Source organism: Kitasatospora sp. NPDC054768, assembly GCF_053612025.1.
The window spans coordinates 21432-28274 of sequence record NZ_JBSHBN010000120.1; the positions used below are offsets into that span (position 1 = coordinate 21432).

Below are 6843 nucleotides of genomic sequence, written 5' to 3' on the forward strand. Positions count from 1 at the left end.
GCCGACAGCTGTCGGCGGGAACTGCTCAGTAGAAGAACTGCACGACGAGGTCGAGGAGTTTGATCCCGAGGAAGGGCAGGATCAGCCCGCCCACCCCGTACACGCCGAGGTTGCGGCGCAGCAGGGCGGAGGCCGAGGAGGGCCGGTAGCGTACGCCGCGCAGGGCGAGCGGGATGAGGGCGACGATGATCAGCGCGTTGAAGATGATCGCCGAGGTGATCGCGGACTGCGGGCTGTGCAGGCCCATGATGTTGAGGTGGCTCAGGCCCGGGTAGACCCCGGCGAACATCGCGGGGATGATCGCGAAGTACTTGGCCACGTCGTTGGCGATCGAGAAGGTGGTCAGCGCGCCGCGGGTGATCAGCAGCTGCTTGCCGATCTCCACGATCTCGATCAGCTTGGTCGGGTTGGAGTCCAGGTCGACCATGTTGCCGGCCTCCTTGGCCGCCATGGTCCCGGTGTTCATCGCGACGCCGACGTCGGCCTGGGCGAGCGCGGGGGCGTCGTTGGTGCCGTCGCCGGTCATCGCGACCAGCTTGCCGCCCTCCTGCTCCTTCTTGATCAGGGCCATCTTGTCCTCGGGCGTGGCCTCGGCGAGGAAGTCGTCCACGCCCGCTTCGTCCGCGATCGCCTTGGCGGTCAGCGGATTGTCGCCCGTGATCATGACGGTCCTGATGCCCATCCGGCGCAGGTCCTCGAAGCGCTCGTGGATGCCGTTCTTGACGACGTCCTTGAGGTGGATGACACCGAGGACGGCGGCAGGGCCCGTGCCGCGCTGCTCGGCGACGACGAGGGGCGTGCCGCCCATCGCGGAGATGCCGTCCACGAGCGGGCCGATCTCGGTGCCGGGGGTGCCGCCGTTCTCCTCGACCCAGTGGACGACCGCGCCGGCCGCGCCCTTGCGGATGCGTCGCAGGCCTCCGTCCTCGTGCAGGTCGACGCCGCTCATCCGGGTCCGGGCGGAGAACTCGATCCATTCGGCCTGGCCGATCTCGTCCTGGGCGCGGGCCCGCAGTCCGTACGTCTGCTTGGCGAGGACAATGATGGACCGGCCTTCGGGGGTCTCGTCGGCGAGGCTGGAGAGTTGCGCGGCGTCGGCCAGCCGTCCGACCTCCGTGCCGCCGACCGGGGTGAACTCGGCGGCCTGGCGGTTGCCGAAGGTGATCGTGCCGGTCTTGTCGAGCAGCAGCGTCGACACGTCGCCCGCGGCCTCGACGGCGCGGCCGGACAGGGCGAGCACGTTGCGCTGCACGAGCCGGTCCATGCCGGCGATGCCGATCGCCGACAGCAGCGCGCCGATCGTGGTGGGGATGAGCGCCACCAGGAGGGCGACCAGTACGACGATGCTCAGCTCGGCGCCCGCGTAGGAGGCCATCGGCTGCAGCGTGACGACGGCGAGCAGGAAGACGACGGTCAGCGCGGCCAGCAGGATGTCGAGCGCGATCTCGTTCGGCGTCTTCTGCCGGGCGGCACCCTCGACCAGGGCGATCATCCGGTCGATGAAGGTCTCCCCCGGCTTGGAGGTGATCTTCACGACGATCCGGTCCGAGAGCACCTTGGTGCCGCCGGTGACGGCGCTGCGGTCGCCGCCGGACTCGCGGATGACCGGCGCGGACTCGCCGGTGATCGCCGATTCGTCGACGCTCGCGGCGCCCTCGACGACGTCGCCGTCGCCGGGGATCGGCTGCCCCGCCTCGACGATCACATGGTCGCCGAGCCGCAGGTCCGCTGCGGGGACGGTCTCCTCGGGCACCTCCGTCAGCCCGGCCCGCCACGGCACGGTGACCCGGCGGGCCACGGCCTCGGTGCGGGTGCGGCGCAGTGAGTCCGCCTGGGCCTTGCCCCGGCCCTCCGCCACGGCCTCCGCGAGGTTGGCGAAGACGACCGTCAGCCAGAGCCAGGCCGTGATCAGCCAGGCGAACAGGCTGGTGTGCCGGATCGCCGAGTAGGTGGTCAGGAGCGATCCGACCTCGACGACGAACATGACCGGGCGCCGGACCATGTGACGGGGGTCCAGCTTGCGCAGGGCGTCGGGGAGGGAGCGGAGCAGTTGCCCGGGGTCCATGTGGCCGCCGGAGACCCGGTGCGGCTCCGGCGCGGGATCGGTCACGGCCGTCGTCATCGGCGCAGCCCTTCCGCGAGCGGCCCGAGCGCCAGGGCCGGGAAGTAGGTGAGCCCGACCACGATCAGCACCACGCCGGTCAGCATGCCGATGAACAGCGGCCGATGGGTGGCGAGGGTGCCTGCGGTGACCGGGACGGTGCTCTGTCGCGCGAGCGATCCGGCCAGGGCGAGGACGAACACCATCGGCAGCAGCCGCCCGAACAGCATGGCCAGGCCGAGGGCGGTCTCCCACCAGGTGCTGGTGGCGGTGAGGCCGGCGAAGGCGGAACCGTTGTTGTTCGCGGCCGAGGTGAAGGCGTACAGGACCTCGGAGAACCCGTGCGGGCCGCCGTTGAGCGCGGACGACCGCTCCGCGCGGAAGGTCATCGCCGTACCGGTGCCGACGAGGACGACCGCCGGGGTGGTGAGGATGTAGAGGGAGGCGAACTTCACCTCCCGTCCGCCGAGCTTCTTGCGCAGGTACTCCGGGGTGCGGCCGACCATCAGACCGGCCACGAAGACGGTGACCACGGCGAGGACCAGGATGCCGTAGAGGCCGGATCCGGTGCCGCCGGGTGCGATCTCGCCGAGCATCATGTCGACGAGCAGCACGCCCCCGCCGAGCGGGGTGAAGGAGTCGTGCGCGGAGTTCACCGCACCGGTGGACGTCAGCGTGGTGCCGGCAGCGAACAGCGTGGAGGCGGAGATGCCGAAGCGCACCTCCTTGCCCTCCATCGCGGCCCCGGCCGCCCTCAGCGCCGAGCCCTCGTGCTGCCATTCGAACAGGGCTGTCAGCGCGGTGGAGGCGATCCAGATCAGGGCCATGACGGCGAGGATCGCGTGGCCCTGGCGCCGGTCCCCGACCATCGTGCCGAAGGTGCGGGGCAGCGCGAAGCCGATCACCAGCAGGAGGTAGACCTCCAGCCAGTTGGTCAGCGGGTTCGGATTCTCGAACGGGTGAGCCGAGTTGGCGTTGTAGAAGCCGCCGCCGTTGGTGCCGAGCAGCTTGATGACCTCCTGAGAGGCCACCGGGCCGCCAGTGAGGGTCTGCGTCCCGCCGCCCACGGTGGCGGTCTGGGTGGCCGCGTGCAGGTTCTCGACCATTCCGGCGGCCACGAACACGATCGCGAAGCCCACCGACACCGGCAACAGCAGCCGCAGGGTGACCCGGGTGACGTCCACCCAGAAGTTGCCCACCCGGTCGGTCCCGCTCCGGGCGAAGCCGCGGATCAGCGCCGCGACCACGGCGATGCCCACGGCGGCGGACAGGAAGTTCTGCACCGCCAGGCCCGCCATCTGCGCCAGGTGGCCCATCGTGGACTCGCCCGCGTAGGACTGCCAGTTGGTGTTGGTGACGAAGGAGACCGCGGTGTTCCAGGCGAGCGCGGCGGGCACGTCCGGGAAGCCGAGCGAAAGCCACAGGTGGCTCTGCAGCCGCAGGAAGGCGTAGAGGAACAGCACCGAGACCGCCGAGAACGCCAGCACGCCCCGCAGATAGGTCGGCCAGGTCTGTTCGGACTCCTCGTTCACCCCGATCAGCCGGTAGACCCCGCGCTCGACGCGCAAGTGCCTGCGGGTCGTGAGCACATGCGCCAGGTAGTCGCCCAACGGGCGGTGGGACAGCGCGAGCGCCGCCGCCAGGGCCAGTGCCTGCAGGACCCCGGCGAGCGCAGGGTCCACCTCAGAACCTCTCCGGGAAGACCAGTGCCAGCACCAGGTAGCCGACCAGCGCGGCCGCCACCACGAGCCCGAGGACGTTGTCGGCGGTCACAGCCACTCGGCCCCCTTGGCCAGCAGGGCGAGGACCGCGAACACGAACACCGTCACGCCGAGGTACACCAGGTCTGCCACGGTGACCACACTCCGCTGTCGGTCGGCTACCACTCCGGTGCTCCGAGTCTCGGGCGGACGCCGCGGCCCCGCCGACTTCTCGTAGGCCATCCGCGCCGACGACGCGAGATCCACCGAGTGGGACGACCCGGTGGAATCCGTCGGGCCCGGCCGTCAGCGCCACGGTAGAGGTGGCAGGACACGCTGGCCTCGGTGCCCGGGACGTGCTGGCGATCCGTGACGGCGGCCACCCGCCCTGCGGGCACGTCACCGAGCTCCTCGGCCAGCACCTCGCCGATGCCGAGCACCGGATCGCCGAGCTGGCGACGACCCGCGCCACGCTGCGCGAGCTGACCCGCACCGCCTCCAGGACCGACCCCGCCACCTGCACCGAGAGCGACATCTGCCGGATCCTCGCTGCCGACCGACCGGGGGCACAAGGGCCCGTGGGCGTGAACGGGACCACCGTGACGGGCGGCAGCCTTCGAACGCAGACCGGCCAATCACCGACCTTCGAAGAACTCGACGACGCGGTGCACCCGTCCCCGCGGTCGCGCGTGCGATCATCGTCCGCACTGACACACCCGGGCCATGTCACGGCAGCCCGCACGGAGGAGGTCATCCATGACCGATCGCGGTGCCGCGCCCCAGCCGACGGAGGTTCAACGTCCGGGCGTGCAGAACACGGCCCGCCTCGCAGTGGTCGTGGGTGCCCTGGGTGTGGTCTTCGGCGACATCGGCACCAGCCCGATCTACACCCTCCAGACCGTGTTCAACCCGGGCGACCCGCACCCCGTCCCGGTCACCACGGAAAACGTGTACGGGGTGGTGTCGCTCGTCTTCTGGTCGGTGGTGGTCATCGTGCTGGTCACCTACGTGCTGCTGGCGATGCGCGCCGACAACGAGGGCGAGGGCGGCATCATGGCGCTGATCACCCTGCTGCGGCGGTGGAGCGCACCGCGGAACCGCAGGGCCACCGGGGTGCTGGCCGCGCTGGGCATCTTCGGCGCCTCGCTGTTCTTCGGCGACAGCATGATCACCCCGGCGATCTCGGTGCTGTCCGCGGTCGAGGGGCTGAAGGTCGTGGAACCGTCGCTGGAGGGCGCGGTGGTGCCGCTCACCGCGGCGATCATCGTGCTGCTGTTCCTGGTCCAGCGCCGCGGGACGGCGGCGGTGGGCCGGGTCTTCGGACCCCTGATGATCGCCTGGTTCGTGGCCATCGGCGTCTGCGGCGCGTCCGGCATCGCCGACCATCCGCAGATCCTCAGGGCGCTGTCGCCGGGCTACGCGCTGGGCTTCCTGTTCGGCCACTTCGGGACCGCCTTCTTCGCCCTGGCCGCGGTCGTGCTCGCGGTCACCGGCGCGGAGGCGCTCTACGCCGACATGGGGCACTTCGGCCGCCGGCCGATCACCCGGGGCTGGCTGTTCCTCGTGTTCCCGGCATGTGTGCTGAGCTACTTCGGCCAGGGCGCGCTGATCCTCGGGGATCCGCACAGCACCAGCAGCCCGTTCTTCCTGCTGGCGCCCGGCTGGGGACGGCTGCCGATGGTCGTCCTGGCCACGGCGGCGACCGTGATCGCCTCCCAGGCGGTGATCACCGGCGCGTACTCGGTCGCCTCCCAGGCCGCCCAGCTCGGCTACCTGCCGCGGCTGCGGATCGCGTACACCTCCGAATCGACCATGGGTCAGATCTACGTCCCCTGGATCAACTGGCTGCTGATGGTCTCCGTCCTCACCCTGGTCTTCGCCTTCCGCAGCTCCACGGCGCTCGCGTTCGCCTTCGGCATGGCGGTCACCGGCACCATCACCATCACCACCCTGCTCTTCTTCTCCGTCGCCCGCGCCCGCTGGGGCACACCGGTGTGGCTCGTCGCGGCCGGCGCGACGCCGCTGCTCGCCGTGGACCTGCTGTTCGTGGCGGCCAACGCGACCAAGCTCCTCCACGGCGCCTGGCTGCCATTGCTGATCGGTGTCACCGCGTTCACCGTCATGACGACCTGGCAGCGCGGCCGCGCGATCGTCACCGCCGCACGCGCACGGCACGAGGGCCCACTGCGCGGATTCGTCGAGGACCTCCACAGCGGGAAGGTGCCGGTGCTCCAGGTCCCCGGCACGGCCGTCTTCCTGAACCGGGGCAAACAGACCGCACCACTGGCTCTGCGGGCCAACGTCGAACACAACCACGTTCGGCACGATCAGGTCGTGATCCTCTCCATGGAGACCGAGACCGTACCGCGCGTCCCAACAGAACAGCGGATCGCCGTCGACAACCTCGGCTACGCCGACGACGGGATCATCCACGTCACCGCCCGGTTCGGCTACATGGAGACACCGGACGTACCCACCACCCTGGCGATGCTCGATCCAGCCGAAGCCGAGGGCCGCCTGCGGCTCGACCAGGCGTCCTACTTCCTGTCGAAGATCGAGCTGCGGCGCGGGAAGCAGCCGACGATGGCGCCCTGGCGCAAGCGCCTGTTCATCGCCACCTCCTACATCACCGCCGACGCCGCCGAGTACTTCGGCCTCCCCCGCGACCGCACCGTCATCATGGGCTCGCACATCGAGGTGTAGACGTGCCCGATCGCACACGGCCACGGCTCGGACCCGCAGCGAACCCCACCGGTGCCGGCCCCGCGAGTCCGACGCCGACTCACAGCCAGTCGTTGCGGCGGAACGCCCGGAAGATGAACACCCAGACGGTGGCGGTGAAAGCCACCACCGCCGGGTAACCGAACGTCCAGTGCAGCTCCGGCATGCAGTCGACGTTCATGGAGACAGGCGGCTATCGCGGACGGCACCTGCGGGCCGGGCAGACCTAGTGAGCTGGTCTTGAGATCTGCGGTCGCCACGTGAGGCGCTTCGCGTCACAGTTTCGGTGTTCTCCGCGCTCCGGGTGGTGACATGGCGTCA

General features: G+C 70.3%; 5 protein-coding genes and 1 pseudogene. 2 read left to right on the forward strand and 4 right to left on the reverse strand.

From position 1 onward, the window contains the following. Nucleotides 1-25 precede the first annotated feature (25 nt). Genes kdpB through kdpF form a run of 3 tightly spaced genes read right to left on the reverse strand, consistent with a single transcriptional unit; the run spans nucleotide 26 to nucleotide 3874 of the window. Nucleotides 26-2122, reverse strand: coding sequence for a potassium-transporting ATPase subunit KdpB (kdpB, locus tag ACWGKU_RS28990; protein WP_452180584.1), 2097 nt, complete (start codon nucleotides 2120-2122; stop codon nucleotides 26-28). Beyond that, the gene (kdpA, locus tag ACWGKU_RS28995) at nucleotides 2119-3783 is read right to left on the reverse strand and encodes a potassium-transporting ATPase subunit KdpA (protein ID WP_452180585.1); all 1665 of its coding nucleotides are present in this window, start codon (nucleotides 3781-3783) and stop codon (nucleotides 2119-2121) included. The genes kdpB and kdpA overlap by 4 nt, the downstream gene beginning before the upstream one ends. Nucleotide 3784: 1 nt before the next feature. Then, a complete protein-coding gene (gene kdpF, locus ACWGKU_RS29000; protein WP_452180588.1) occupies nucleotides 3785-3874 on the reverse strand; it encodes a K(+)-transporting ATPase subunit F in 90 nt (29 codons plus the stop codon). A gap of 283 nt (nucleotides 3875-4157) precedes the next feature. Here kdpF and ACWGKU_RS29005 point away from each other — a divergent pair. Both ACWGKU_RS29005 and ACWGKU_RS29010 read left to right on the forward strand, forming a co-directional pair. Continuing rightward, nucleotides 4158-4274, forward strand: a pseudogene (locus ACWGKU_RS29005) (MerR family DNA-binding protein); the annotation flags it as partial. 283 nt (nucleotides 4275-4557) lie between these two features. Beyond that, nucleotides 4558-6504, forward strand: a complete 1947-nt coding sequence (locus tag ACWGKU_RS29010; protein ID WP_452180586.1) for a potassium transporter Kup — start codon at nucleotides 4558-4560, stop codon at nucleotides 6502-6504. Nucleotides 6505-6583: 79 nt separating this feature from the next. On the opposite strand, the gene ACWGKU_RS29015 is transcribed toward ACWGKU_RS29010, so the two are convergent. Beyond that, nucleotides 6584-6703, reverse strand: coding sequence for a CorA family divalent cation transporter (locus tag ACWGKU_RS29015; RefSeq protein ID WP_452180587.1), 120 nt, complete (start codon nucleotides 6701-6703; stop codon nucleotides 6584-6586). Nucleotides 6704-6843: the final 140 nt, after the last annotated feature.